Below are 25432 nucleotides of genomic sequence, written 5' to 3' on the forward strand. Positions count from 1 at the left end.
ATTGAGGTGAGATTATTATGACAAATAAAATGAAAAAAACTAAACATCAACACAAAAATGTAAATCATAATCCACAAGTGGAAAGTGTAAAAGCATGTTTTGGGGAACCAAAAGCTAAAACTTATGACCCTACTGATTTTAAGATATAACAAAAGGTAGTGATTATATTGGAGAAATATGATTATGTATTTAGATGGCTAAAAAAAGCAACAAAGCCAGAAAGGCATATTGAAGAAATGGAGACATTTGCAAAAAAACATCCAATAATATTTATGAAGTTTCATAAAGAATCTAGTTCAATAGTAAAATATGATGAAAATGATTCTAAATATATCAAATCTAAAGAAGAGTTAATAAAGTTATTCAACCAAAATGAAGAAGAATTCAAACCGGTTTTGGAAGCAGTTAAAAGTAAATTTAATTATTAATTATTTAAGAGGTAAGATTTATGGATAATAATAAAAATAGGATGAAAGACAGACCTAAGTCTAAAAATGAATTAAGAAAAATTGATCCAACTGGAAATTCAGAAGTTGGTATAGAAAATGGCGAAAGAATAGGAGCTCATGCTCATAATAAAAAAAGCTATAAAACTTATGAGTGGATGCAAGATAAATAATAATAAAGAGTTATAATAAAATTAAAGGTTAGATTTGTGTCTAGCCTTTAATTTTGTTATAAAAGAAAATAAAAATTATTATTGCTATAATATTAAAGTAATGGTGTAATATTGATATTAAATAATATCATTTATATAATTAGTATTAAAGAAATTAAAAGAATAAGTATAGGAGAAATAAGTAATGGAGAACGGTGTTGCAACAATAAATAAAGAAAAACTAAAAGTAAAAAAGCCAAGTCTTTATAAAGTTATTATGCATAATGATGATTTTACAACCATGGAGTTTGTAGTAGAAGTGCTAAAAACTGTATTTAATAAAGATATAAATACATCAAATAAAATAATGATGGATGTTCATAAAATCGGAAGAGGAATTGTAGGAGTATATCCTTATGACATAGCAGCAACAAAAGTTGCTATTGCATTGGGGATGGCTAAGGAAGAAGGTTTTCCTTTTAATATTACAATTGAGGAGGAATAAAAGGTGGAAATTTCAAGAGAAGTTAATGAGATTATTTTAAAGAGTTATGATTTTGCAAAAAGCAATAAGGATGAGTTTATAACAGCTGAACACTTATTATATGGAATTACTTTTGAAGATAGATTTATAAATGCTTTAGAGGAACTAAATTACAATGCAATAGATTTAAGAAAAAAGTTAGATGAATATATTAGTGAATATATTGAAGAAGGAAATACTGATAGCCCAGTAGAAAGCTATAGTTTTCAGCAAGCAATTATAAAAGCTAGTGAACAAGCCATATTTTCAAGTAAAAAAAGTATTACAATGGAGCATTTAATTTCTGCAATATATGATTTAGAAAATAGTTATGCTTCATTTTATTTACAAGAAGAAGGAATAGAAAAAAGAGATTTATTATACAAGCTTTGTCATGAAAATTATAATAATGATGATTATATTAGTGAAGGATTAATTTCAGAAGAAAATGAAGAAATTGATAATGAAATAAATGTAAATAACAAAAAAGATTTAATTAAAACATTAACTGTAAATTTAAATGAGCAAGTTAAAGGTGAAAATTCTGATCCATTAATAGGAAGAGAAGAAATTTTAGAAAGAACAATACAAATATTATGCAGAAGAACTAAGAATAATCCAATTCATGTAGGGGAGCCAGGGGTTGGGAAAACTGCAATAACATTAGGATTAGCAAGACTTATAAATAGTGGTAATGTACCTGAAAAGTTAAAAAATGCTGAAATATTTTCATTAGATATTGGAGCTGCATTAGCAGGGACAAAGTATAGAGGAGATTTTGAAGAAAGAATCAAGAAAGTTTTAAATGAAATAGAATTGCATGAAAATCCAATTGTGTATATAGATGAAATTCATAATATTGTTGGTGCGGGAGCTATAGATGGTGGAGCTTTAGATACTTCAAATCTTTTAAAGCCATATTTAGTAGGAGGAAAAGTTAAATTTATTGGTGCAACAACTTTTGATGAGTATAAAAAGTATTTTGAAAAAGATAAAGCATTAAGTAGAAGATTTCAAACCATTGAAGTAAAAGAAACATCAATAGAAGAAACTATAAAGATAATCAATGGATTAAAGTCAAATTATGAAAGCTATCACAATGTAAAATATACTAATAATGCAATTAAGATAGCTGTTGAATTAAGTAGTAAATATATAAACGATAGATTTTTACCAGATAAGGCTATAGATATTATTGATGAAGCAGGAGCATATGCATCAATGAATAGAAGTGATTTAAATGAAGTCTTAATAGACGAAAAAGTTATTGAAGATGTTATTTCAAGAATATGTCATATACCTAAAAATACTGTTGAAAAAGATGAGGTTTCATCATTAAAGGATTTAGAAAAGAATCTTGAAGGGAATATATTTGGACAAGATAAAGCAATACATGAAGTGGTTAGATGTATTAAAATTTCAAGAGCAGGATTAAATAATGAAAATAAACCAATAAGTTCATTACTATTCGTTGGTCCGACGGGAGTAGGAAAGACCGAAGTAGCAAAGACTTTAGCAAATAGTTTAGGAGTGAAATTAATTAGATTTGATATGAGTGAGTATGCTGAAAAACATGCAGCAGCAAAACTAATAGGTGCGCCTCCAGGTTATGTTGGATACGAAGAAGGTGGATTATTAACAGATACTATAAGGAAAAATCCATATTGTGTTTTATTATTAGACGAAGTAGAAAAGGCTCATCCTGATATATTAAATGTTTTACTTCAAGTTATGGATTATGCAACATTGAGTGATAATCAAGGAAGAAAAGCTGATTTTAGAAATGTTATACTAATAATGACTTCTAATGCTGGAGCTAAAGATATTGGTAAAAGTGTTATTGGATTTGGTGAAAGGGTTATCCAGGGAGAAGCAATTATGGAAGAAGTTAAAAAGTTCTTTACTCCTGAATTTAGGAATAGATTAGATAAAATAGTTGTATTTAATCACTTGAATAAAGAAATGGCATTAAATATTGCTAGAAGAGAATTAAATAAATTTAATGAACAGTTATTAAAGAAAAATGTTAAAATTACCTTTGATGAAGAATGTGTTAAATTTATTGCTAAAAATGGAACTTCTCAAGAATATGGAGCAAGAGAGATTATTAGGATTATTAATCAAGAAATTAAACCAATGCTTGTTGATGAAATTCTTTTTGGAAAGTTAAGTAATGGAGGAGAAATAGCTGTTACTAATGTAGATGGTAAATTTATTTATAGTTAATAGTTTAATATATTAAATAAAAAATACTTTTTAAATACCCTCATATGTTTTAGCTTATATTAATATAATTAATATAGTTAAGGATATATGGGGGTATAAAAATGGATAACGTATTAAATATTGAGAAGTGTAAAATTTGTGGTGGATTAGTTAGAATAGAAAATAATGGATATTCAATTAGTAAACTTTGTACTTGTTGTGGGTATTTTTATACTAAAGAGAAATTTAGTAACGAACATAATTGTAATTGTGTAGAGTGCAATGAAAACAAAAAGAGTGAATTAAGTGTAGTAGAATACCTACATCCATGTGGTGCGTATAAGTTAGTTACATTAAGTGGGGTTGCAAAGTCTGGAACTTTAGGTGAAAACTTAACAGAAGATCAAGTCTTAAAAATGTTTAACTTTAGTGATACTTCTAGACTAGATATGAATAAAACATATATTAATTATAGAGATATAGAAACAAATGAATTTAAAATAATTTTTGGAAATGGTAAGCCTGAAAGTTATGATGAGTTTGTTGGAAAACTTTAAATCAATTTGTTTATAAATTTATATTAGTGGATATAATTTTATATAAAGTGATAAATATTAATAAAAATTTATTAGAGATTTGTTGACAATGGTAAGAAAATATCATAATATAAAAACAAATAAATATTAAAAAACAGTGATAAAGAGGAGTAAGGAATAGGACGTATTAAGAGAGGAAGGTCTAGGCTGTAAGCCTTCTATATGAAATATCCTGAAGGTAGCTTTTGAGTTTCTTTGGTGAAATAGTAGTAATCAAAGACGGCATTCTAGTCGTTATATAAATTAAGAGCCTATAAGAAGTAAAATGTTAATTTACTTAGTAGGAATAAAGGTGGTACCGCGAGTCTTCGTCCTTTTTTAGGATTAAGGCTCTTTTTTTATGTTGCTTTCTGATATTTTCTAAATATACAGAGCAAAGGTACAGAGTTAAAAATAAAATTATGGATATTATAATTAAAGTAATACTATTTCCATGAAATAAGTATGATTTTAATCTTTAAATAAATAGATTTAATGATAATATTTATAAACTAGAAAAATTTTGATTTAAATTTGTAAAGTGGTCTTTATATAAGAACTTTAAATATATAAAAAACTATTCAGGAGGTTTTATTGATGGAAGAAAAGAAGAATTTAGCCACAACGTATAATCCAAAGGATTTCGAAGAAAGAATTTATAAAACATGGGAAGAGAAAAAATATTTCACTCCTGTTGTTGATAAAACTAAGAAGCCATTTTCTATTGTGATGCCACCACCAAATATAACTGGTAGACTTCACTTGGGTCATGCTCTTGATAATACACTTCAAGATATGCTTATAAGATTTAAAAGAATGCAAGGTTACTGTACTTTATGGTTACCTGGACAAGACCATGCTTCTATAGCAACTGAAGTTAAAGTTGAAAATGAATTATTAAAGCAAGGTTTAGTTAAAAAAGAAATGGGAAGAGAAGCATTCCTAGAAAAAGTTTGGGAATGGTCTGATGAATATAGAGGTCATATAAGAGAACAACTTAAAAAAATGGGTGTTTCTGCTGATTTCTCAAGAGAAGCTTTCACAATGGATGAAAACTTAAATAAAGCTGTAAGAACAGTATTCGTTAAATTATACAATGAAGGACTTATATACCAAGGAAATAGAATAACTAACTGGTGTCCAAAATGTACTACAGCATTATCAGATGCAGAAATTGAATATGAAGAAAAAGAAGGTAGCTTCTGGCACATTAACTATCCATTAGCAGATGGTTCTGGATATTTAGAAATAGCTACTACAAGACCAGAAACATTACTTGGTGATACTGCAGTAGCTGTTAATCCAAATGATGATAGATTTAAGCATTTAATTGGTAAAACATTAAAGTTACCTTTAACAGATAGAGAAATTCCTGTTGTAGGTGATGATTATGTTGATATTGAATTTGGTACAGGTGCAGTTAAAATAACTCCAGCACACGATCCTAACGACTTTGAAGTAGGTAAAAGACATAACCTTCCAATAATAAGAGTAATGGATGACCATGGTGTAATAAATGAATTAGGTGGCAAGTATCAAGGATTAGATAGATATGAAGCTAGAAAGCAAATGGTTAAGGATTTAGAAGAACAGGGATTACTTGTTAAAGTTAAACCTCATACTCACAATGTTGGAACACATGATAGATGTGGAACAGTTGTTGAACCAATTGTTTCAAGACAATGGTATGTTAAGATGGAATCTTTAGCAAAACCTGCTATTGATGTTGTTAGAAATGGAAAAACTAAGTTTGTTCCTGAAAGATTTGATAAAATATATTATAACTGGATGGAAAATATCCAAGATTGGTGTATTTCAAGACAATTATGGTGGGGACATAGAATACCTGTATTCTATTGTAATGATTGCAATCATATGATGGTTGAAGTTGATGCGCCATGTAAGTGTTCAAAATGTGGATCTGAAAATATAAGACAAGATGAAGATGTACTTGATACTTGGTTCTCATCAGCATTATGGCCTTTCTCAACTTTAGGTTGGCCAGAAAAAACAGAAGATTTAGATTTCTTCTATCCAACTAATGTTTTAGTTACTGGTTATGATATTATATTCTTCTGGGTTGCTAGAATGATATTCTCAGGAATACATAACATGGAAGAGACTCCATTTGATACAGTATTAATACACGGTATCATAAGAGATGCTGAAGGAAGAAAAATGAGTAAATCTTTAGGTAATGGTGTTGATCCACTAGAAGTTATTGATGAATATGGTGCAGATGCATTAAGATTCATGCTTGTTACTGGAAACTCTCCAGGTAACGATATAAGATATATTCCAGAAAGAGTTGAAGCAGCAAGAAACTTTGCTAATAAGATGTGGAATGCATCAAGATTTGTTATGATGAATCTTGATAAAGAAGTAATGGATAAATATGCTGATTGCAAAGAATATAGCTTAGCTGATAGATGGATATTATCTCAAATGAATACTTTAGTTAAAGAAGTAACTGAAAACATGGAAAAATATGAGTTAGGAATTGCACTTCAAAAGGTTTATGACTTTATGTGGACTGAATTCTGTGACTGGTATATAGAACTTGTTAAACCAGTATTCTTCAGTGATGATGAAAAAGCTAAAGGAGTAGTTTATAATGTATTATACACTGTATTAACTACAGGATTAAAATTATTACATCCAGTAATGCCATTTATCACAGAAGAAATATACACTACATTAACAGATGGAGAATCTATAACAATTTCATCATGGCCAGAATATGCTGAAGATTTAGCAGATAGTAAAGCTGAAAAGGATATGGAATTTGTTATTGAAGCTATTAAAGGATTAAGAAATGTTAGAGCTGAAATGAATGTACCACCATCAAGAAAAGCAAAAGTAATTTGCTATATTTCTGATGAAGCTAAGGAAGCATTTAATGCTGGAATTCCTTATATGGAAAAGCTAGGTTCAGCTTCTGAAGTTGAATTCATAGATGATAAATCATTAGTTCCAGAAAATGCAGTATCATTAGTAGTTAAAGGTGGAGAATTATTTATGCCACTTTTAGACTTAGTTGATAAGGAAAAGGAACTTGAAAGATTAAATAAAGAAAAGAAAAAATTAGAAGGTGAAGTAACAAGAATAGAAAAGAAGCTTTCTAATGCAGGGTTTGTATCTAAAGCACCTGAGGCAGTAATTGCTGGTGAAAAAGAAAAGCTAGTTAAGTATCAAGAAATGCTTGATGCAGTATTAGTTAGAATAGATACTTTAAAATAGTTATAAATTTAATAATGCAAGTGACAAGTTAATATAATTTGTTGCTTGCTTTTATTTATAAAATGATTGGGGGGTATTATGAATCTATTAAAAGATAATGTATATAAGTTGTATTTTAAATATTTCTTTCCAACTATGTGTGCAGCTTTATCTACTTCAATATATATATTATTTGATACAATATTTATTGGACAAGGGGTTGGGAGTTTAGGGCTAACAGCATTAAATATAGCATTACCAATTTACTCAATTTATTTTGGAACTGGACTTTTAATTGGTATTGGTGGTTCAACATTGATGTCTATTGAAAAGGGGAGAGAAAGAGAGGATAAAGCTCAAAAGATATTCACTTTATCTTTTGTATTTGGATTGATATTAGCTATTATTTATACTATTGTTGGTTTTGTTTTTCTTGAGGAAATTGCAGTGATTCTTGGAGCAACAAAGGAAGTCTTACCGTTAGTTAAGGAATATATGATAGTTGTTGTATTTGGTACAATTCCTTTTGTAATGGGTAGTATATTAGCACCGTTTATTAGAGCAGATAAAGCACCTAAAAAAGCTATGTTTGCTGTGATTTTTAGTGGGGTCTTAAATATAATATTAGATTATATTTTTGTATTTCCTTTAAAAATGGGAATGAAAGGTGCAGCAATAGCAACAGTTTTTTCATATACTATTAGTTTTCTTATTTTATTAACACACCTTTTATCAAAGAATAATACATTAAAGTTTAAAAGTGGTTTTTATAAATTAACCAATGTAATAAGAATAATAAAATGTGGATTACCAAGTTTATTTATAGAGGTATCATTGGGATTTGTAATATTTATTTTTAACATACAAATACTTAAAATTATTGGAGATGATGGGGTAACAGCTTATAGCATTATTTCAAATACTGGAATAATTGCAGTTGCACTATTTAATGGAATAAGTCAAACAATTCAACCATTAGTAAGTATTAATGTTGGTGCAAACTTGAAAGATAGAGCACTTATATTTAGAAAATTAGGATTAGTTACGGCCTTAATTATTGGAGTAGCATTTTTTATACTATGTATATTGTTTCCAGAGCAAATAGTTAGAGTTTTTGTAAAGCCTAGTAAGGATGTTTTATCAATTGCAATTAATTCAATTAGAATTTACTCAACAGCTTTTATAATAATGGGGGTAAATATGGTAACAGGAGCATATTTTCAATCTATAGAATTAGCAAAGGAGTCATTTATAATTGCCTTTTCAAGAGGACTTTTATTTGTTTCTATTTGTGTATTTATTTTGCCTATTTTCTTTGGAATCAATGGAGTTTGGATTAGTGTTCCTATAGGAGAAGTATTAACTTTAATTGTAGTGTTTATTTTAGTAAAGAAAAACTCTTAAATGTAATATGTAAAATAGATATATTTTACATATTTATAATGGAATTTTATTCATATTATTAGAAAAGCATATAAAATGAATATTATTATGTATAATAATATTCATTTTGTGAAAAATAAGATTAAGAGGTGAATAATAATATGAGTAATAAAATAGTTGAAACAATTAAAGATAGTAGTGGAGAAATAATGCAATATGTATTAGAAAATGGTACAACAGTTGATAAAGCACAAGGAGTAGAGATGGCTAAAAATGGACAAATCGATGGTGTAATTATTGCTCATTCTAAAAAAGGTGAAGAGTATTTAAGAACTAAACCAGATGGAACTCAAGGAAATAATTTATCATCAATGTCTAAAGAAGATTAAACTTGATTTAAAAGGTATATAATGTGATGAAATGACTAATAAAGCTAAAGTAAGTTTTATTAGTCATTTTTATTTTAAATTATGTATTATATAAAGCCTCAATTTCAAAATGTAGATAATATTATATTTAATAAATAAGAATTCGAAATACAAGCACATAGTTAATTATAGAAAATTGTGATTAGTGTTGGAAATCAGAAGATTTGGTTTCCTTTTTCTTTTATAAAATATAATATATAATTATTACATAAATAGGATTTCGGAGGATATTTATGAAAAATATATTTTTGGTATATGACAATTGTTGTTTTTACGAAATAACTATTTAAAGATGAAAAAGATTTACAAGAAATAATAGCTTTTTGGAAATATCATAAGAGAAGCAAACAAGATTAGGATTAAAGAAATATCAATATAGAAAATAGATAATTTTGCATTTAAACTAAAAATAATTTATATTTAGTAGTATAAACTTAATTATTAGTTAGAATTAGTTTATACACTGAGGTCACCAGATATAGAGGAGTAACATTGTTAGACTTTATATTAAAAGATGTAGAAGTGTTACAAAGATTATGCATTATACAAATTGAAAAAGAAGAGGTAATATATGAGATACGAAGAAGCAATGAAATATATCACTGAGGTTGGTAATTTTGGTTCAAACTATGGATTAGAAAGAACCCATAAGTTATTAGAGTACTTAGGTAATCCAGAAAAAGACTTAAAACTTATACATATCGCAGGAACAAATGGAAAAGGTTCTACGACTTCGATGATAACAGAAATATTAATTGGAGCTGGATATAAAGTAGGTATGTATACATCTCCTTTTATTGAAGAATTTGAAGAAAGAATTCAAATTAATAGAAACAATATTCCAAAAGAAACTTTAGCAGATTTAATGGATGAGGTTAAGGAAGCTGTAGATAAAGTAATAAAGGGTGGATATAATCATCCAACAGAATTTGAAATAATTACTGTTTTAATGCTCTTATATTTTAAAAAAGAAAATATAGACTTTGGAGTTATAGAAGTAGGTTTAGGAGGAAGATTAGACTCTACTAATGTTATTAAACCAATACTTCAAGTTATAACTTCTATAAGTTTTGACCATACAAATTTATTAGGAAATACATTAGCTGAAATAGCTGAGGAAAAGGCTGGAATTATTAAGAATGGCATTCCTACAGTAATATACCCTCAACATGACAAAGCTTTAAAAGTAATAAAAGATAAGTGTCATGAAATGAATTCAGAACTTTATATAGCTGATAATAATAAATTAAAATTTATTAGTGTAGTAAATGAGGATAAGCCATACCAATTACTAAAATATGATTCTGATAAAGACGTTAATATATTATTGCCATTGCTTGGTGAACATCAAATAATGAACTTAAGTGTAGTAATAAAAGTAATTGATATTTTAAACAAAAGAAATATAACTAATATATCTATAGAAAATATAGTTGAAAGTATAAAAAATGTTTCATGGAAGGGAAGATTAGAAGTATTATCAACTAATCCTTATGTTGTAATTGATGGTGCACATAATATACAAGGTATAGAAACATTGAGTAGAAATATAAATAAATATTTTAAATATAATAATTTATATTTAATTTTAGGTATTTTAGCAGATAAAGATGTTGAAGAAATGATTAAAGTAATAACACCAATGGCTCAGAAAATATATGCTGTTACACCTAATTCAATAAGAGCAGAATTAGCAGATGATTTAAGAAGTGAAGTAATAAAATATAATATAAATTGTAAAGCGTATGATGATTATGAAGAAGCATATATAAAAGCTTTAAGTGATGCAGATAGAAATGATCTTATATTAGCAAGTGGCTCATTATATATGATAGGTGATATGAGAAAAATAATAAGAAAATATATTGAAAAATAAGAGTTCGTTTTGAACTCTTATTTTTTTATGATTAAGAAATAAGGAAAAATATTATACAATATACTTTTAAATAAAATACTCGTAAATGAGCATAAAATAAAAAACAAAAACTAAAATTTTTCCTAACTTGAAAGCTAAACATTTACTATTAGAAAAGAATATACTATACTATTAAATAATAAAGTAAAGAAAAGGAGGAAATGTATATGTCAAAACATTTACATATAATGGCTAAAGAAGGAGCTATTGCAGAAACAGTATTATTACCAGGGGATCCATTAAGAGCAAAATTTATAGCAGAAAACTTTTTGGAAAATGCTGTATGCTATAATGAAGTAAGGGGAATGTATGGTTATACAGGAACTTATAAAGGAAAGAGAGTTTCAATACAAGGTACAGGAATGGGATTACCATCACATTCAATTTATGTCAATGAATTAATACAATTTTATGGAGCTAAAAGACTTATAAGAATAGGATCAGCAGGTTCTTGTAGTGATAATGTAAATGTAAGAGATATAGTCCTTGCACAAAGCGCATCAACAAATTCAGGTATTAATAAGAGAAGATTTAATGGGCTTGATTATGCTCCAAGTGCTAATTTTGATTTATTATATAATGCATATAATATAGCAAAAGCAAAAGGTGCAAATGTTAAAGTAGGAAATGTATTATCAAGTGATTTATTCTATGATGATACAAATCATTTTTCATTAAAGACTTGGGCTGATTATGGAGTTTTAGCTGTAGAAATGGAAACTGCAGAACTTTATACATTAGCAGCAAAGAATGGAGTTGAAGCTTTATCGATTCTAACAATTTCTGATCACATCTTTAAAGGAGAAGAAACATCTCCAGAAGAAAGACAAAATACATTTACTGATATGATGGAAATAGCTCTTGAATTGATTAAATAAGAGTAATTAAATTAGTGTTTTAGAAAATATAAGCGACAAGTTAGAGCTTGTCGCTTTTTACTATGAAATAGAAGATTTATATTCAACTAAAGCCTTTGATAATTGGTCAGGGCAAGAAGTTCCTTTTCCTCTGCAATCAATTCCTTTAAGTTTTTCTATAGCTTCGTCAATATTCATACCTTTTACTAAAACTGAAATACCAAATAAATTTCCAGGACATCCTCTAACAAATTCAACATTTTCAATTACGTTATTTTTTATGTCAACATGAATTTCGCTGGCACATACTCCAGATGTTTTATAAACAAACATATCTAAACCTCCAAATAAATTATAAGTACCGTATTATTATATATTGATATCGAAGAAAAATAAAGAAAAACTATGAAATTACACTAGCGAAGTAATCAGAATTTGCATATATTAAAATACATAGAAGTTTTAAGGGGGTGTAGTATTGAGTTCTATAGTTTTATGCAATACAGGTGCTGATTCGCTTTCGTTTATTACGTTAGATACTTTAGAAGTGAAAAAAATATTATTCGCTTTATCTGAAACACCAGTCGGTCCACATGGTATTAGAAAATACAAGGATGAAATCTTAACTGCAAATAATTATAGCGATTCTATATCAATTTTTACATGTGATCCTTTAATTGAATCTAGAAATATAAAAATAGGTCCAAAACCTAATGATTTATTAAGAGTTGAAGATAAAATTTATACAATTTGTGGAGAGTCTAATTCTATTGTTGAATATGATTTATCCCAAAATAGAGTATCATGGGAAATTGAAACAGGTAGCTGGCCACATAGTATTGACTATTGTAATAAAGATGGATTAATATTTGTATCAAATTTAGAGGAAAACTGCACTAATATTATAAGAGTTGATGACTATGAAATAGTAGAAACTCTCTTGACACCAGAATATCCAACTAAGGTAAAGGTATCTAACAATGAAAAGTTTGTTTATATTTGTGAGAGTTATCTCGGAAGTGATGAAAATGGTTTTTTAGATGTTTTCTCAATAGAAACATTCAACCATGTAGCAAGAGTAGAAGTGGGTACATCTCCTATAGATTTGTATGAAGATGAGGAGTATATTTATATTACAAATTTTACAGAGGGAAGCATTAGTATAATAAATAAAAAGAGATATTACGTGGAAAAAACTCTATATATAGGTGGTATGCCTAAAGGGATTTTGAAGCATAAAAATAAACTATATATAGGAGATTATTTAAAAGGTAGATTAATTGTATTGGAAGAAAATAAAATAGAAAAAATCATAGCAATTGAATCAGAACCAAATGCTATGATCTTATTTTAATTTTCTTCATTAAAAAGTGCTTGAACGATTTTTGTATAAATATCTGAAGGATTTTCCTTCCATTTAGCACAAAGAGTAGAAGCTTGCTTTTTAGTAGGAACAGAAATTTTTAAATCTATAAGTAATATTTCATCTTCAAGGGCCTTTAAATCAACAATAAAAGAATTGTTCTTTTCAATAGTGTAATCACTATGAATAGTTAGTTCTTTTTTTATATTATCTATTGTTTTGGAGATATAATTATCAATTATATCTCTTTTTATTGGAGAAATTCTTTCATTAAATATAGATAAAACATTTTCTCCTTTTTGTGTTATTGTTATCAACTTTTTATTATTTTTTTCAATATAACAAACAAACTCTGAAGTTTCAAGTTCACTAATATATTGTTGCAAAGTAAAATAATTAATAAAATTATTTTCAAGAATAATCTCATTAAGTTGAGTTTTAGATATAGGTTGCCTTAATGATTTTATAACGTATAATACTAAAAGTTTATTTTCTGCTAGTTCTGCTGAATTCTCGTACATAATTAACCTCCATTATGAAAGTGTTTATATTATTATATCACAAATTTAAGCATATGGAATATTGTAGTCATAATAATATATTTTTAGAATATAAATTATTGAAAATTAAGTTTAGGAGTGTTGTTATGAAAGTGAATAAGAAGGCTAGTATAAACATATTAATTCTTATTTTAGTTACAATTATTTCAGTAGTTTATAGTAACGAAAGTACAAGTACATGGTCAAATCAAACAAAACAATTGCCTATATATAGTGTAAAGACAGATGAAAAGAAAATAGCATTAACATTTGATGTAAATTGGGCGGAAAAAGAATACATATATGATATTTTAGATGTTTTAGAAGAAGGTAATGCTAAAGGTACATTCTTTATAATGGGTGGATGGGTTAATTATAGCGATGAAAACAGGGAAAAATTAATGAAAATAAGTGATGGTGGTAATGAGATAGGAAATCATAGTTATATACATCCTTCATTTACTAAAATTTCAGAAGAAAGAATGTCTGATGAAATTAAAAAAACTGAAGATATCATATATGCAGCAACTGGGCAAAAAACAACATTATTTAGATTTCCAAGTGGAGATTATAATGATAAAGCTGTCGAGTATGTAAGAAGTTTAGGATATGAATGTATTCAATGGAATGTAGATTCAATCGATTATAAGGAGGAGAGTGCAGAAGTAGAATATGAAAGAATAAGGAAAAAATCAAAAGAAGGCTCTATAATACTATTTCATAATAATGCAAAATATACTCCACAAAACTTAAAAAGGTTTATTCAAGAGTTAAGTGATGAAGGCTATGAATTTGTTACTATTAGTGAACTAATTTATGATGGAAATTATACCATAAATGAAAATGGTGAACAAATTTTAAAATAAATATTAGAAAAATATTGAAACTTATGAGGTATTTGTATTATAATGGAAATAATCCTTGATATATTTATTACAGCAATAAGAATCTTATTAATTACTAAGGGAGAGAGGGGTAAAGATGGACAATTTGATGTTAAATAACAAGATTTATCTTGAAGGAAAAATCGTGAGCGGTATGGAGTTTAGTCATGAGATGTATGGGGAAGGATTTTATACTTTCCTATTGGAGGTAACGAGATTAAGTGATTCTGTAGATTTATTAAACATTACGGTATCTGAAAGACTTATAAGTAATATGGATTTATCTATAGGTAAGGAAATAGTAGTTTTAGGTCAATTAAGATCTTATAATAAGTTCGTAGATGGAGCAAATAAATTAATATTAACAGTTTTCGCTAGAAATATTGAACCATGCATAGAAAAAAGCAAGAATCCAAACGAGATTTTCTTAGATGGTTATATATGTAAAGAACCAGTATACAGAAAGACACCATTTGGAAGAGAAATTGCTGATGTATTATTAGCTGTAAATAGAGCATATAATAAATCAGATTACATTCCAACTATTGCTTGGGGAAGAAATTCAAGATTTTGTCAAACATTAGAAGTTGGAGATAATATAAGGGTATGGGGAAGACTTCAAAGTCGTGAATATCAAAAGAAGATTAATGAAAATGAAGTTGTTAAAAAAGTTGCTTATGAGGTTTCAATTTCTAAAATGGAAAAGGTTTCTGAAGAAGAGACTAAACATACAGATAATGTAAATCACGAAGAAGGCGCTGTTTAAAAAGTGCTTAATAAAAAAACTCCCAATTGGGAGTTTTTTTATTTTCTTAAATCATCTAAGATTTGAGTTTTATCTTTAGTTTTATCATCTACATTTTTGATAATTCTTGCAGGTGAACCAGCAACTACTACACCAGCAGGAACATCTTCAGTAACAACAGAACCAGCAGCAACAACAGCACCAGCACCTATTTTAACTCCTTCAAGTATTACTGCATTAGCACCAATTAATGCATCATCTCCTATTTGGCAAGGTTCCTTGCTTGGTGGTTCTAAAACACCAGCAACAACAGCACCAGCACCTAAGTGAACTCTTTTACCAAGTTGACCTCTAGCACCAATAACTGCATTCATGTCAACCATTGTTCCTTCACCAATTTCAGCACCAATATTGATAACAGCACCCATCATAATGACAGCATTTTTACCGATAGAAACTCTATCTCTAATAATAGCACCTGGTTCAATTCTTGCATCTATTGATAAAAGATCTAGCATAGGTATTGCAGAATTTCTTCTATCGTTCTCAACTCTAAATGTTTTTATTTTGTGTTTATTTTCTAATATTATTTCAGTAATAACATCAGTTTCTCCAAATAATATGTAAAAATTGTCATTACCATAATATTCGATATTTTCTAGTGAAGCTTCGCTTAAGTCACCATTTACATATACCTTTACAGGTGTTGTCTTTTTTGAATCTTTAATGAATCTTGCGATTTCATAAGGATCAGTTAAATTATAATTCATAAAATCATCCTTTCTGCATTATGCCCCAAATTTTTACCTGAGCACATATAATTATAATAGAAATAAAGAGTATTTTAAAGAGACATTAGTAAAATAGTAGAAAAAACTTTACTGACTAGGTTATTTACTATAAAATTACTTAAAGAAGAAATACTTAAAATAAGATTAAGGGGGCACGATTAATGAATGTTAATATGAAAAATGTTAAAATCTCAGGCATTAGAAAATTTTATAATGAAGTACAAAAAGTCGATGGAGCTATTTCATTAACATTAGGTCAGCCGGATTTTGAATTACCAAAAGCAATAAAAGATGGACTAATTAAAGCTATTAATGAAAATAAAACAACATATACAAGTAATTTAGGTATAGATGAATTAAGAAATGAAATAAGTAAATATTTAAATACAAAGGATATTTCATATAATGCAAATGAAATATGCATTACTGTTGGTGGAAGTGAGGCATTATTTAACATATTTACAGCATTAATTAATAAAAATGATAAAGTTTTAATACCGACACCGGCTTATCCAGCTTATGAAAGTATAGTTGCTATTTTAGGTGGTGAAGTAGTTAATTATTCTTTAGATGAGCAATTTAATATAAATATAGATGATATAGAAAATAAAATAAAAGATATGAATATAAAATATTTAGTATTATCATTGCCTAGTAATCCAACCGGTGCAGTATTATCTAAAGAGGAAAAAGAAAAACTGGTAAGAGTTATTAAAGATAACGATGTTATTGTTATTACTGATGAGATTTATGAAGCATTATGTTATGAAGAATATTATAGTGTAGCACAATGCAAAGAAATTAAAGAAAAGATAATTTATGTTGGTGGATTTTCTAAAATGTTTTCTATGACAGGATTAAGAGTTGGGTATTATGCATGTAGCGAATATTTAATGAATGAAATAATTAAAGTACATCAATATAATGTTTCATGTGCACCATCAATTTGTCAATGGGCAGTATATGATGGATTTAAATATGGATTAAATGATGTAGAATATATGAAGCGTATTTTTAGCAAAAGAAAAGATTTTGTAGTTAATAGATTAAAAGAAATAGGATTAGATGTAGTTATTCCAAAGGGAGCATTTTATGTATTTCCTTCAATTAAAAAGTACAATATGTCATCTGAAGAATTTGCATTAAGACTTTTACATGAAGAAAAAGTGGCTTGTGTACCAGGTACAGCATTTGGTAATGGTGGAGAAGGGTATTTAAGATTATCTTATTGTTACTCTGATGAAGAACTAAATGAATCGTTAAATAGGTTAGAAAAATTTATTAAAAAGCTTTAGAGCATATTAGCAATAATATTTAAAAGATATAGGTTTTGTTAAACATTATATATGTAGACCTATGTCTTTTTTGTTTTATTATAAAGTATTTATTAAATGTATAAGTATATTAATGTAAAAAAATACAATAAATATTTAAAAATGTCCGTCATAGGTGGTATAAAAAAAAGAAAATGTTTGTTTCTGTTTTAAAATTTGAAATCAAAATAGTTAATAATTTATTAATAGAATTTCCAATGAAAAAAGTGTAATAATATATGTTATAATGGATAAATTGGCTAAAATAGTAAATGTAAACGTTGTCTAAATGGTGAAAACTTGTTTATCATATTGCAAAAAAATATGCAGTAAATTTAATAATATATTAATTTAAATAGAAAATATTTAACGATATATTTTGACAAATATTATAAATGTATTATAATTAATATAAATTGTTAACATTTAGCTTTTAAAAAATTTGGATGGGGGTTGTACACAAATGCTAAAGTATATTGGAAAAAGAATTTTAACTAGTATAGTTACAATTTGGGCAGTAATAACAATTGTGTTCTTTCTTGTAAGAATTATGCCAGGAGGACCTTTTGAAGGCGAAAAAATTACTGCAGAAATGAAAGAAGTATTAAATGAAAAGTATGGATTAGATAAACCTATGGGAGAACAATATGTTATCTATATGAAAGGTTTATTAAAAGGTGATTTTGGACAATCAATGAAATATAAAGGTAGACAAGTTATTGATACAATAAAAAATGGTTTTCCAAAATCAGCACAAGTCGGAGCAGTTGCTATTGTTGCATCTGTAGTTGTTGGTATTTTACTTGGGGTTGTTGCAGCATTAAATGCAGATAAATGGCCTGATAGGATATGTATGATAATTGCCACTCTGGGAATTACGATACCGAGTTTTGTTATCGGATCATTATTGATATTTGTATTTACAGTAAAATTAAAAGTATTAGGAGCTACAGGTATTAGCAAACCTGAAAATTATATAATGCCTGTTATAGCATTATCAGGAAGTTCTATGGCATTTATAACTAGATTAACAAGAAATAAGTTAATTGATGTATTAAAATCAGATTATATTAGAACTGCAAAAGCTAAAGGGTTAAGTGGTGGAAAAATTATATTTAAACATGCATTAAGAAATTCACTAATTCCAGTAGTAACATATTTAGGACCTTTAACTGCAGGGGTACTTACAGGTTCATTCGTAGTTGAAAAGATATTTGCTATTCCAGGATTAGGGAATGAGTTTACGTTAACAATAACAAATAGAGACTATACAGCTTTATTAGGGGTTTTAGCTTTCTATTGTACATTTATAGTAATTTGTAATTTAATTGTTGATTTATTATATGTTGTAGTAGATCCAAGAATTAAACTTGAAGCATAAAAGGGGGAGAGATAATGAAAAACGTAGTGGCAGAAAATTTAGATTTAAACATTGATAGCGATTTATTTTCTCCTTTAAGTACTGAAGAGAAAAAAGCTGATGATGTTATAAGACCAAGCGTAGGTTATTGGGCAAATGCTTGGAGAAGATTAAAACAAAATAAAGTTGCATTATTTTCATTAGTAATGATTATAGTAATTATTATATTTGCAATATTTGGACCAATATTAATTGAAAAGTTATATGGATTTACTTATAAATCTACAGATAAAACTGCTTCAAATTTATGGCCAAATGCACAACACTGGTTTGGAACAGATAATTTAGGTAGAGATTTATTTGTAAGAGTTATGTATGGTGCAAGATATTCATTAATTATTGCTTTTGCAGCATCAGTTTTAAACCTTGTAATTGGGGTTTTATACGGTGGTATTGCAGGTTTCTTAGGTGGAAAAGTTGATAATATAATGATGAGAATTGTAGACGTCTTATATTCAATTCCTACATTAATATATGTAGTATTATTAATGAACGTTTTAAAGAAAGATGGATCTAGTGGTATGTTTGCAATTATTGTTGCAATGGCTATTTCATCTTGGGTTGGTATGGCTAGAATAGTTAGAGGAGATATCCTTCAACTTAAACAGCAAGAATTTGTTTTAGCAGCTAAAACATTAGGTGCATCTAAAACAAGAATATTATTAAGACATTTAATTCCTAACTGTTTAGGTTCAATCATAGTAACAATGACATTATTTGTACCTTCAGCTATATTTACTGAAGCATTCCTAAGTTACATAGGTTTAGGGTTAAACGCTCCACTTGCTTCTTTAGGAACATTAGCAAATGATGCAAAGGGATTATTAACAACTCAACCTTATCAATTATTATTCCCGGCTGCTATGATTTGTTTAATCATTTTAGCATTTAACTTATTTGGTGATGGATTAACTGAAGCTTTAGATCCAAAGCATCAAAAATAGGAGGAGAAACATATGAGTAAATTATTAGAAGTTAAAAACTTAAAAACATCATTTAAGACTCATATTGGAGATGTACAATCTGTAAGAGGAGTATCATTTCATTTAGAAAAAGGGGAAGCTCTTGGAGTTGTTGGTGAATCAGGATGTGGTAAGTCAGTAACAATGATGACAATAATGAGGCTTTTAGGAGCAAATGCAAAAATAGATGCTGAAAGAATTTTCTTTGATGATAAAGATATAACAAAACCTACTGAAAAATTGATGCAAACAATAAGAGGAAATGATATGTCTATGATTTTCCAAGATCCAATGACATCATTAAACCCTTTATTCACAGTAGGAGATCAATTAACTGAACATTTAATAAAGCATAAAAAGATATCTAAAAAAGAAGCTAATGAAAAAGCTATTAAAATGCTTGATATGGTAGGAATTCCTAGTCCAGAAAAAAGATTAAAGCAATATCCACATGAATTTTCAGGTGGTATGAGACAAAGAGTTATGATTGCAATGAGCTTAATTTGTGAACCTAAGCTTATTATTGCAGATGAACCTACTACGGCACTTGATGTTACAATACAAGCACAAATATTAGATTTAATGAAAGATTTAAAAAGCAAGTTAGATACATCAATAATATTAATAACACATGACTTAGGAGTAGTTGCTGATCTTTGTTCAAGAATTAATGTTATGTATGGTGGACTTATTGTTGAAGAAGGAACTACTGAGGATATATTCTATAGAGGAAAACATCCTTATACATGGGGACTTTTAAGAAGTGTTCCAAATCCAAAGAGCGAATTAAAAGAAAAATTAATTCCTATTGAAGGACAACCACCAGATTTATTAAAACCACCTGTTGGATGTCCGTTTACTGCAAGATGTGATTATGCTATGAAAATATGTAAAGAAAAACAACCACCACTATTTGAAGTAGGAGAAGGTCACAGAGCAGCATGTTGGTTATGTCATGAAAATGCACCAAAAGTTGAATCACCAATAAGGGGGGAAGAATAATGGAAAATAAAAATGACGTTATTTTAGAGGTTAAAAACCTTTGTAAATACTTCCCTGCAAACAAAGGATTATTTTCAAAGAAGAGCTTTGTTAAGGCAGTAGATAATGTTTCTTTTACAATTAAAAGGGGAGAAACTTTAGGGTTAGTAGGAGAATCAGGATGTGGTAAAACTACTACTGGAAGAACTATTTTAAAGTTATATGAACCAACTTCAGGTCAAATAATTTTTAATGGACAAGATATTACAGGTTTAAGTGAAAAGAAGATGGTATCTTTAAGAAAAAATATGCAAATGATTTTCCAAGATCCATATGCATCACTTAATCCAAGAATGACTGTTGGAGATATTATCGGTGAAGCCATTGATATTCATGGGTTATTTAAAGGAAAAGAAAGAGAAGATAGAATTAGATATTTATTAGATAAAGTAGGTTTAAATGGTAGTCACATTAATAGATATGCTCATGAATTCTCAGGTGGACAAAGACAAAGAATTGGTATAGCAAGAGCATTAGCAGTTCAACCAGATTTCATAGTGTGTGATGAACCAATATCAGCACTTGACGTTTCTATTCAAGCTCAAGTTATAAATATGCTTGAAGAATTACAAGAAGAATTTGGATTAACTTATTTATTTATAGCACATGACCTTTCAATGGTTAAACATATATCAACTCATATTGGAGTTATGTATTTAGGGCAAATGGTAGAAAAAGGTCCAGCAGATGATGTTTATATGAATCCAAAACATCCTTATACTAAAGCACTTTTATCAGCAGTTCCAATACCTGATCCTAAGGTAGCAAAGGCTAATAAAAGAATAGTTTTAGAAGGAGATATTCCATCACCAATAGATCCTCCACCAGGTTGTAGATTTAAAGGTAGATGTAAAGATGCAATGAAGGTATGTTCTGAAATTAATCCAGAATTAAAAGAAGTTGAACCAGGACATTTTGTTGCTTGTCATTTATATAAATAATTAATTAGACTGATTAAATTATAATTTAATCAGTCATACAAAAGTTATCACATTGCAGAAATGCAATTTAGATAAAGAAAAACAAGGGGGAAAATTTCAATGAAAAGTTCAAAACTTAAAAAGTTATGTGCAGTTGTATTAGCTGCAACATTAGCTACTTCTTTATTTATTGGTTGTGGCGATAGCTCATCTAATAGTGGAAGTAGTTCTTCTAACCAACAATTGGTATTTAATTTAGGTGAGGATCCAGAAACAATGGACCCAACATTAAACAATTCTTCAGGTGCTGGAACTATGATTTTAAACGCATTTGAAGGATTAATGGTACTTGATGAAAATGATCAACCAGTAGAAGGTACAGCTGAAAGTATGGAAGTTTCTGAAGATGGATTAGTATATACTTTCAAAATAAGAGAAGATGCTAAATGGTCTGATGGAGAAGCTGTAACAGCAGATAACTTTAAGTACTCTTGGTTAAGAGCATTAAATAAAGAAACAGCTGCTGAATATGCTTATCAATTATTCTACATTAAAAATGCAGAAAAGTTTTATAATGGAGAAGCAACAGCAGAAGAAGTTGGAATTAACGTAATTGATGAAAAAACATTAGAAGTTACATTAGAAACTCCAACTGCATACTTCCCACAATTATTAGCATTTACAACATATGTTCCTTTAAGAGAAGATATAGTTTCTGCTAATCCAGAAGGATGGGCAACTAACCCTGAAACTTATGTTTCAAATGGTCCATTTAAATTAGTACAATGGGATATGAAAGATCAATTAGTTTTTGAAAAAAATGAAAACTATTGGGATAAAGACAGTGTTAAATTAGAATCTTTAACTTTTAAATTAGTTACAGATGATACTACTGCATACTCAGAATTAAAAGCTGGAAACTTTGATATGGTTAACTCTGTACCAACAAATGAAATTGAACCAGGTATAGAAGAAGGGTTAGTTCATGTTAACCCTAAATTAGGAAACTATTACTTTGCAATCAATGTTGGTAAGCAAGATACTTTAAGTGAAGATGTTAAAGAAGTTTTAAACAATAAATTAGTTAGACAAGCTTTAAATCTTGCTATTGATAGACAAGAAATAATTGATAACGTTGGTAAAGCAGAACAAATTCCTGCATATAGCTTTGTTCCACAAGGTATTACAGATGAAAATGGTAATGATTTTGCATCAAAAGAATATTATGATCCATCAGATATGGAAGGAAATATAGCAAAAGCAAAAGAATTATTAAAAGAAGCTGGTTACGAAAATGGTAATGGGATTCCAACTATAGAATTAATGTACAATTCAGAAGGTGCTCATAAAGATATATGCCAAATCATCCAACAAAACTGGGAAGAAATTGGTGTAAATGTTGAATTAACAAACCAAGAATGGGCTGTATTCTTAAATACTAGACAACAAGGTGATTATCAAATTGCAAGACATGGATGGATTGGGGATTATATAGATCCAATGACATTCTTAGATTTATGGGTTACAGGTGGAGGAAACAACGATTGCGGATTTAGCAACGCTAGATATGATGAATTAATTGCTGCTGCAAAAGTTGAAACAGATTCTGCAAAGAGACTTGAAATGTTAAGAGAAGCTGAAGATATATTAATGGATGAAATGCCAATATTACCAATCTATTACTATACAACAGTAACAGCTGCAAACGAAAATGTTAAAGGTGTTAGAATTTCTACATTAGGAAAAATTTCTTTCAAATATGCATATAAAGAATAATTAATCAAAGAGAGTCAAATATGACTCTCTTTTTAATTTCCAGCAGGATTGTAATGATTGCTAGAAACTCCTTCTCTTTTTACAGACTTATGTTTTAAATTTGGATTATGATTATGACCTTCTTCAGTAATTGGAGTTTGATAATTGCATTTTTCCATTCTAGCAACTTTATTATCAGGTTGACTATCTTTTGGCATAATAAAATTCCTCCTAAATATCAATATATAATTTACAAGCTTAGTATATACAAAAGTAATAAGAAATATATATCCAAATCTTTCATAGCAATTTAAAAGCAAAATAAAAAGAGCTACTTTTGTAGCTCTTTTCTATAAACCTAAAACATCATCCATATTGTATAGTCCAGCTTCTGATACTGTAGCCATATACTCACATGCTTTTAAAGCACCGATAGCAAATACATCTCTTGAAATAGCTTTATGAGATAACTCAATAACTTCACCAGTTCCAGCAAATATTACATCATGATCTCCAACTATAGATCCACCTCTAACTGCATGAATTCCTATTTCATTTTTTTCTCTCTTTTTATGCCCATCTCTACCATGAACATAGTGAGTTTCTTCTGAAATTGATTCTTTTATAGTATCAGCTAAAAGTAATGCAGTACCACTTGGAGAATCTAATTTTTGATTGTGATGTTTTTCAATTATTTCAATATCATAATTTCCATATAATAAAGGAGTAACTTTTCTTAATAATGAGTTAATAAGGTTAATACCTAAAGACATATTAGCTGATTTAAATAAAGGTAAAGTTTTACTTTTTTCATTTATTAAATTTAAATCATCTTGATTGTAACCAGTAGAGCAAATTACTAAAGGTTTTTTTGTTCTTTCTGTTAATTCTAATAATTTGTGTAAAGTGCTAATGTTAGAAAAATCTAAAAGAACATCATATTCTATATTAACATCATCTGGTGTAGTGAATACAGGATATTTTTCCTCCTTAGGAAATTTATCAATACCAGCAACAATTTCTAAATTAGGAAATTCACTTACTAAATTAGTAATAACAGTTCCCATTTTTCCACAACATCCACTTAATAGTACTTTAACCATAAAATATACTCCTTCTATACTAATTTGTGTCTCTTTAGTGTATTAACTAAAGTTTCTTGATTTTTGTCATTCATTTTATAAAGAGGCAATCTTAATTCGCCAACATTCATTCCCATAATATTCATAGCTGTTTTTACAGGGATTGGATTTGTTTCAATAAATAAATCGTTAATTAAATCTAAATATTCTAATTGTAAAGCTGTTGCTTTAGAACAATCACCTTCTAAATAATATTTACACATATCATGAATAGTTTTCGGAACGATATTAGCTGCAACAGAAATTACGCCAACTCCGCCTAGTGACATTATTGGAACTACTTGGTCATCGTTGCCTGAATAAATATCAATTTTGCCACCACATAAAGCTTTCATTTTAGCTATTTGACTTAAGTTTCCGCTAGCTTCTTTTATTGCTACAACATTATTAAGCTCTGTAAGTTTTAATAATGTCTCAGCTGTAATGTTCATATTAGTTCTACTTGGAACATTATAAAGTATTATTGGAGTCTTTACAGCATCGTTAATTGCTTTGAAATGCATAAATAATCCTTCAGCATTTGTTTTATTATAATATGGTGTAATAACAAGTAAACCATCAACACCAACACTTTCTGCATAAAGACTCATTTCTATAGAAGTTCTGGTATTATTTCCACCAGTACCAGCAATAACAGGGATTCGTTTATTTACAGTATCAACTGTGAATTTAATAGCATCTTTCTTTTCTTTTTCTGTCATTGTAGTTGCTTCGCCTGTTGTACCACAAACGATAATAGCATCAGTAGATTCCTTTATATGCCATTCAAGTAATTCTCTGAATTTCTCAAAATCTATACCATTTTCATTAAAAGGTGTAATTATAGCTACACCTGAGCCTTTAAAAATTGACAT

The 25432-nt window shown here is 28.2% G+C and carries 26 protein-coding genes and 1 other annotated feature; of the genes, 20 read left to right on the plus strand and 6 right to left on the minus strand.

What is annotated here, in order from left to right; all coding sequences use genetic code 11:
- The first annotated feature begins 17 nt into the window (after window positions 1-17).
- The 11 genes from HCG70_RS17380 (at window position 18) to deoD (ending at window position 11724) form a co-directional block, all read left to right on the plus strand.
- Complete coding sequence (locus tag HCG70_RS17380; RefSeq protein ID WP_260457803.1) at window positions 18-149, plus strand: CPC_1213 family protein; 132 nt, start codon at window positions 18-20, stop codon at window positions 147-149.
- A 9-nt stretch (window positions 150-158) separates the two neighbouring features.
- Window positions 159-428, plus strand: a complete 270-nt coding sequence (locus tag HCG70_RS08295) for a hypothetical protein (protein WP_242833268.1) — start codon at window positions 159-161, stop codon at window positions 426-428.
- A gap of 20 nt (window positions 429-448) precedes the next feature.
- Window positions 449-619, plus strand: a complete 171-nt coding sequence (locus HCG70_RS08300) for a hypothetical protein (RefSeq protein ID WP_172676173.1) — start codon at window positions 449-451, stop codon at window positions 617-619.
- Between the two features lie 184 nt (window positions 620-803).
- Window positions 804-1103 carry an ATP-dependent Clp protease adaptor ClpS gene (locus tag HCG70_RS08305; RefSeq protein WP_042401567.1) on the plus strand — a complete coding sequence of 100 codons (300 nt, stop codon included), beginning with the start codon at window positions 804-806 and terminating at the stop codon, window positions 1101-1103.
- Window positions 1104-1106: 3 nt separating this feature from the next.
- Window positions 1107-3347, plus strand: coding sequence for an ATP-dependent Clp protease ATP-binding subunit ClpA (gene clpA / locus HCG70_RS08310; protein WP_042401564.1), 2241 nt, complete (start codon window positions 1107-1109; stop codon window positions 3345-3347).
- A gap of 101 nt (window positions 3348-3448) precedes the next feature.
- On the plus strand, window positions 3449-3883 hold the full coding sequence (locus HCG70_RS08315; protein WP_042401560.1) for a hypothetical protein: 435 nt from the start codon (window positions 3449-3451) through the stop codon (window positions 3881-3883).
- A gap of 127 nt (window positions 3884-4010) precedes the next feature.
- Window positions 4011-4241: a binding site (T-box leader), on the plus strand.
- Window positions 4242-4498: 257 nt separating this feature from the next.
- A complete protein-coding gene (locus HCG70_RS08320; RefSeq protein WP_042401556.1) occupies window positions 4499-7141 on the plus strand; it encodes a valine--tRNA ligase in 2643 nt (880 codons plus the stop codon).
- Between the two features lie 78 nt (window positions 7142-7219).
- Window positions 7220-8524, plus strand: coding sequence for an MATE family efflux transporter (locus HCG70_RS08325; protein WP_042402823.1), 1305 nt, complete (start codon window positions 7220-7222; stop codon window positions 8522-8524).
- 140 nt (window positions 8525-8664) lie between these two features.
- Window positions 8665-8892, plus strand: coding sequence for a DUF3892 domain-containing protein (locus tag HCG70_RS08330; protein WP_042402826.1), 228 nt, complete (start codon window positions 8665-8667; stop codon window positions 8890-8892).
- Window positions 8893-9502: 610 nt separating this feature from the next.
- Complete coding sequence (locus tag HCG70_RS08335; RefSeq protein ID WP_055290675.1) at window positions 9503-10807, plus strand: folylpolyglutamate synthase/dihydrofolate synthase family protein; 1305 nt, start codon at window positions 9503-9505, stop codon at window positions 10805-10807.
- A 206-nt stretch (window positions 10808-11013) separates the two neighbouring features.
- Window positions 11014-11724: a purine-nucleoside phosphorylase gene (gene deoD / locus HCG70_RS08340; protein ID WP_055277547.1), complete on the plus strand. Its 711-nt coding sequence runs from the start codon at window positions 11014-11016 to the stop codon at window positions 11722-11724.
- 60 nt (window positions 11725-11784) lie between these two features.
- On the opposite strand, the gene HCG70_RS08345 is transcribed toward deoD, so the two are convergent.
- Entirely contained in the window at window positions 11785-12036 is a 252-nt protein-coding gene (locus HCG70_RS08345; RefSeq protein ID WP_042402836.1) for a TIGR03905 family TSCPD domain-containing protein, read from the minus strand.
- Between the two features lie 145 nt (window positions 12037-12181).
- On the opposite strand from HCG70_RS08345, the gene HCG70_RS08350 reads away from it, so the two are divergent.
- Window positions 12182-13057 carry a YncE family protein gene (locus HCG70_RS08350; protein WP_042402839.1) on the plus strand — a complete coding sequence of 292 codons (876 nt, stop codon included), beginning with the start codon at window positions 12182-12184 and terminating at the stop codon, window positions 13055-13057.
- Here the strand turns inward: HCG70_RS08350 and HCG70_RS08355 are convergent.
- Window positions 13054-13587, minus strand: coding sequence for a DUF4364 family protein (locus HCG70_RS08355; protein ID WP_055277544.1), 534 nt, complete (start codon window positions 13585-13587; stop codon window positions 13054-13056). The two genes, HCG70_RS08350 and HCG70_RS08355, sit on opposite strands and share 4 nt — an antisense overlap.
- 125 nt (window positions 13588-13712) lie before the next feature.
- Here HCG70_RS08355 and HCG70_RS08360 point away from each other — a divergent pair, with 125 nt between their 5' ends.
- Both HCG70_RS08360 and HCG70_RS08365 read left to right on the plus strand, forming a co-directional pair.
- Window positions 13713-14471: a polysaccharide deacetylase family protein gene (locus HCG70_RS08360; protein ID WP_042402846.1), complete on the plus strand. Its 759-nt coding sequence runs from the start codon at window positions 13713-13715 to the stop codon at window positions 14469-14471.
- A 115-nt stretch (window positions 14472-14586) separates the two neighbouring features.
- The gene (locus HCG70_RS08365) at window positions 14587-15255 is read left to right on the plus strand and encodes a single-stranded DNA-binding protein (RefSeq protein ID WP_042402849.1); all 669 of its coding nucleotides are present in this window, start codon (window positions 14587-14589) and stop codon (window positions 15253-15255) included.
- 38 nt (window positions 15256-15293) lie between these two features.
- Here HCG70_RS08365 and dapD read toward each other — a convergent pair whose 3' ends face one another.
- Entirely contained in the window at window positions 15294-16004 is a 711-nt protein-coding gene (gene dapD / locus HCG70_RS08370) for a 2,3,4,5-tetrahydropyridine-2,6-dicarboxylate N-acetyltransferase (protein WP_042402852.1), read from the minus strand.
- A 182-nt stretch (window positions 16005-16186) separates the two neighbouring features.
- Between dapD and HCG70_RS08375 the strand changes: the two genes are divergently transcribed.
- From HCG70_RS08375 to HCG70_RS08400, 6 genes are all read left to right on the plus strand, one after another.
- A complete protein-coding gene (locus HCG70_RS08375) occupies window positions 16187-17320 on the plus strand; it encodes a pyridoxal phosphate-dependent aminotransferase (RefSeq protein WP_195951747.1) in 1134 nt (377 codons plus the stop codon).
- Between the two features lie 481 nt (window positions 17321-17801).
- On the plus strand, window positions 17802-18719 hold the full coding sequence (locus tag HCG70_RS08380) for an ABC transporter permease (protein WP_042401238.1): 918 nt from the start codon (window positions 17802-17804) through the stop codon (window positions 18717-18719).
- Window positions 18720-18733: 14 nt separating this feature from the next.
- Entirely contained in the window at window positions 18734-19702 is a 969-nt protein-coding gene (locus HCG70_RS08385; protein WP_042401243.1) for an ABC transporter permease, read from the plus strand.
- A 12-nt stretch (window positions 19703-19714) separates the two neighbouring features.
- Complete coding sequence (locus HCG70_RS08390) at window positions 19715-20722, plus strand: ABC transporter ATP-binding protein (RefSeq protein WP_042401246.1); 1008 nt, start codon at window positions 19715-19717, stop codon at window positions 20720-20722.
- A complete protein-coding gene (locus HCG70_RS08395) occupies window positions 20722-21702 on the plus strand; it encodes an ABC transporter ATP-binding protein (protein ID WP_042401249.1) in 981 nt (326 codons plus the stop codon). Before HCG70_RS08390 ends, HCG70_RS08395 begins: the two co-directional genes overlap by 1 nt.
- A gap of 99 nt (window positions 21703-21801) precedes the next feature.
- On the plus strand, window positions 21802-23457 hold the full coding sequence (locus tag HCG70_RS08400) for a peptide ABC transporter substrate-binding protein (RefSeq protein WP_042401260.1): 1656 nt from the start codon (window positions 21802-21804) through the stop codon (window positions 23455-23457).
- 32 nt (window positions 23458-23489) lie between these two features.
- Here the strand turns inward: HCG70_RS08400 and HCG70_RS08405 are convergent, their stop codons facing one another.
- The 3 genes from HCG70_RS08405 to dapA form a co-directional block, all read right to left on the minus strand.
- Window positions 23490-23654, minus strand: a complete 165-nt coding sequence (locus HCG70_RS08405; protein ID WP_172676180.1) for a hypothetical protein — start codon at window positions 23652-23654, stop codon at window positions 23490-23492.
- Window positions 23655-23786: 132 nt separating this feature from the next.
- Window positions 23787-24539 carry a 4-hydroxy-tetrahydrodipicolinate reductase gene (gene dapB, locus HCG70_RS08410; RefSeq protein WP_042401274.1) on the minus strand — a complete coding sequence of 251 codons (753 nt, stop codon included), beginning with the start codon at window positions 24537-24539 and terminating at the stop codon, window positions 23787-23789.
- Between the two features lie 14 nt (window positions 24540-24553).
- Window positions 24554-25432, minus strand: coding sequence for a 4-hydroxy-tetrahydrodipicolinate synthase (gene dapA, locus HCG70_RS08415; RefSeq protein ID WP_042401278.1), 879 nt, complete (start codon window positions 25430-25432; stop codon window positions 24554-24556).

The organism is Clostridium sp. K04 (assembly GCF_019734375.1).
Taxonomy (GTDB): Bacteria; Bacillota; Clostridia; order Clostridiales; family Clostridiaceae; genus Clostridium; species Clostridium saudiense.